At 62.6% G+C, this 3,018-nt stretch carries 4 protein-coding genes; 1 reads left to right on the top strand and 3 read right to left on the bottom strand.

Annotated elements, in window-relative coordinates; genetic code table 11:
- Positions 1–191 precede the first annotated feature (191 nt).
- The 3 genes from V7080_RS16660 to V7080_RS16670 all read right to left on the bottom strand — a co-directional run bounded on the left by V7080_RS16660 (position 192) and on the right by V7080_RS16670 (position 2,509).
- Positions 192–1,007, bottom strand: coding sequence for a substrate-binding domain-containing protein (locus V7080_RS16660; protein ID WP_334189515.1), 816 nt, complete (start codon positions 1,005–1,007; stop codon positions 192–194).
- Positions 1,008–1,130: 123 nt separating this feature from the next.
- Positions 1,131–1,805, bottom strand: coding sequence for an energy-coupling factor ABC transporter ATP-binding protein (locus tag V7080_RS16665; protein WP_334189516.1), 675 nt, complete (start codon positions 1,803–1,805; stop codon positions 1,131–1,133).
- Positions 1,802–2,509: an ABC transporter permease gene (locus V7080_RS16670; RefSeq protein WP_334189517.1), complete on the bottom strand. Its 708-nt coding sequence runs from the start codon at positions 2,507–2,509 to the stop codon at positions 1,802–1,804. The genes V7080_RS16665 and V7080_RS16670 overlap by 4 nt, the downstream gene beginning before the upstream one ends.
- A 254-nt stretch (positions 2,510–2,763) precedes the next feature.
- Here V7080_RS16670 and V7080_RS16675 point away from each other — a divergent pair.
- On the top strand, positions 2,764–3,018 hold a 255-nt coding region (locus tag V7080_RS16675; RefSeq protein ID WP_334189518.1), incomplete at its 3' end, for a hypothetical protein.

The following is a 3,018-nucleotide window of genomic DNA, read 5'->3' on the forward strand; positions in this document are numbered from 1 at the left end:
GCGATCAAGCCGGACGCCTCGGGCAGCACCGGAAACAGCGGTAACGCCCAGTCACCGACACAGGCCAACCCGGGCACCCTGACCAAGCAGGAAGAAAAGACGGCCATGCCGCAGTCGGGCCAGGTGAACAATCATTCCGTGCCCGATACGACTGGCGAGAAGAAGTAATCCGCCGCCGGGCCCGGTGCGTTCTAGCGGGCGGCGGAGGGAAAGAACAGCTGCTCGCCGTTCAGCTTGAAGGCGGCGATGCGCTTCTGGCCGGCGTCGGACGTAATCCACTCGATCAGTTGCATCGCTCCCTTGTAATTGGCGCCGGGATGCTTCGCCGGATTGACGGCGATGATGCCGTACGGGTTGAACATTTTCCGGTCTCCCTCGACCGCGATCGCCAGCCCGGTTTTTGCCCTGTACGTCAGATAGGTAGCGCGGTCGGTCAGCGTGTAGGCCTGCAGCTCGGCGGCCATCGTCAAGACTTCCCCCATGCCGAGCCCGGCGGAAATGTAGGCGCTGCCCGCCGGCTGGGCGCCTATCTCCTTCCAGTAGGCTTTTTCCATCTGGTCGGTGCCGGAGTTGTCGCCGCGTGAAATGAACTTCGCCTTTGCGTCGACGATTTTCTTCATCGCGGCCGATACGTCCTTCATGCCCTTGATGCCGGCCGGATCGGCAGTCGGGCCGACGATGATGAAGTCGTTGTACATCACATCCCGCCGGTTCACGCCGTGACCGTCCGCGACGAACTTGTCTTCCGACGCGCGCGCATGCACCAGCGTCACATCGACATCGCCGTTCTTCGCCAGCTCCAGCGCCTTGCCGGTGCCGACGGAAATCACGTGTACCCGGTTTTTTGTCTGCGCTTCGAATTCCGGCAGCAGGAATTTCAGCAGGCCGGAATTTTCGGTGCTGGTGGTGGTGGAAAGACGGATGACGTTTTGCGCCGAGGCGGGCAGGTGGACGAGGGTGGCGGTCAGCAGGATGGTGAAGAGGGCTCTTGCGAATCGAAAATTCATGGCATGTCCCAAAAGTTGACTATCGTGTTTGAAGCAACAGGCTGCCGGTTCCCACCCGCGTTCAGCAGGAGAGGAGCCGGGCAGTGATGGTGCAAAGGGCTATCGTAAAAAACGGAGGCCATCTCACGCCACCCTTACCCTGTTCTGCCGCGCCTGCAAGCGCCCATCCTTCAGCTTCAGCCGCTGCACGCCCGGCAGCCCGATAAGATCGCGGTCATGACAGGCCATGATGACGCTGCAGCCGGCGTTGACCAGCGACGGAATCAGGCGGATCACCTGTTCCCGCGCCGGGCCGTCGAGATTGGCGGTTGGTTCGTCCAGCAACAGCAGGCGGGGCGACAGCACCTTCGCGCGCGCCAGCGCGACGCGCTGTTTCTCGCCGCCCGACAGCGTGTGCGGTTTGCTGTTGCGCAGGTGCACGAGCCCGGCCCACTGCAACGCCTCCTCGACGCGTTGCGCCGCCTCGGCCTTGGCCATGCCACGCGCCGCGAGGCCGTAGCCGATGTTGTCCGCGATGCTGGTGGAAAACATGATCGGATGCTGGTGCACATACACGATCGCATCGCGCAATATGCGCGGATACGGCTGCAGCGATACCGGTTCGCCGAGGAAGCTGGCGTCGCCGATCGCGGCGGGTTCGAGTCCGGCGAGGATGCGCAGCAGCGTGCTTTTGCCGGCACCGTTCAGGCCGGTCAACACGTAGGCACATCCGGGATTGATGGTGAGCGCGTCGATGTCGAACAGCCGCCGGTCGGCGTAGTCCTTGCGCAGCAGCCGGATCGACAGGAGCGGCGTCATGCTGCGCTCCGGATGCCGCGCGCATCGCCCTGCGCCAGCATCAGCAGGGCGTTGATTACCAGCGCGAACGTGACCAGTACCAGCCCGAGTGCGATGCCCTGCGCAAAATCGCCCTTGCTGGTTTCGAGCGCGATCGCGGTGGTGATGGTGCGGGTTTCTCCGGCGATGTTGCCGCCCACCATGATGGCGCAGCCGACTTCGGAAATCACCCGGCCGAACCCGGTGATGATGGCCGCCATGACGCCGAAGCGGACTTCATACAGGACCGTCGTCATGACGCGCCATGCCGATGCGCCGAGACTGAGCGCGGTTTCGGCGATGCGGCTGTCGGCCGCCTGCACCGCCGCCAGCGTGAAGGCGATCAGCACCGGCAGCGCGATGAGTACCTGGCCGGCGATGACGCCGGGTTGCGAAAACAGCCATTGCAGGCCGCCGAGCGGGCCTTGTCGGGACAGCATCAGGTAGAGCAGCAGGCCGATCAGCACCGTCGGCAGCGACAGCGATACCTGGGCGAGCCAGATGACGATGCGGCGGCCCCTGAAGTTGCGGGTGGCCAATGCATAGCCGGCCAGCACGGCGACCGGCGCCGCGATCAGCAGCGCGATGAGTGAGGTTTTCAGGGACACCCAGATGATTTGCCATAGCGTGGCGTCGCCGGAGAAGAGGAGGGCGAAGGCGTCGTTGATGGCGGTGAGGAGGTGCATGGGTGAGGCTAGGGAGTGCGGATGAGTGTCATTCTACTGAGAGTTTGAGATGTGGTTTGCAGTGGGTCTGGTGAACGCATACTGCTTCTATCCTCCGTCTCGCTTCCCGATGTAAAGGAAAGGTCCCTTCCCCCTTCCAGGGGGGTGTAACAGGGGTTTCGGACGGCATGCCGTCCGCCTGTGCAACGGATTGCGCTTGCAAGCGCAATCCTCTTGGCTAGGATAGGGGTAGTGAGCATCAACCACGGACTACCTTGGCAACAACATCGAATGCGAAGGCAAAACCAAGGCAGGAATTCTCTTCGTTAATTCAATGCTTTCCCTTCTTCGAAGAGACAAGCCGGGACTGGCCCCGGCGGGCCACCTCCTTTTTTGCTTCGCCAAAAAAGGAGGCAAAAAAGGCGACCGCAGGGACGCTGCCCCTTCGGGGGGCCCGAGAAAGTGACGCACCGATCGGGAAGCGAAATAAACTCGCCTGCGGCTCAGACAAATTTCGCTTCTTCATCCGC

The sequence above is a fragment of the Noviherbaspirillum sp. genome, from assembly GCF_036846085.1.
Taxonomy (GTDB): Bacteria; Pseudomonadota; Gammaproteobacteria; order Burkholderiales; family Burkholderiaceae_D; genus Noviherbaspirillum.

Coding starts and splice junctions, on each gene's coding strand:
- V7080_RS16660 (WP_334189515.1), bottom strand. CDS start 1,007: ATGAATTTTCGATTCGCAAGAGCCCTCTTCACCATCCTGCTGACCGCC.
- V7080_RS16665 (WP_334189516.1), bottom strand. CDS start 1,805: ATGACGCCGCTCCTGTCGATCCGGCTGCTGCGCAAGGACTACGCCGAC.
- V7080_RS16670 (WP_334189517.1), bottom strand. CDS start 2,509: ATGCACCTCCTCACCGCCATCAACGACGCCTTCGCCCTCCTCTTCTCC.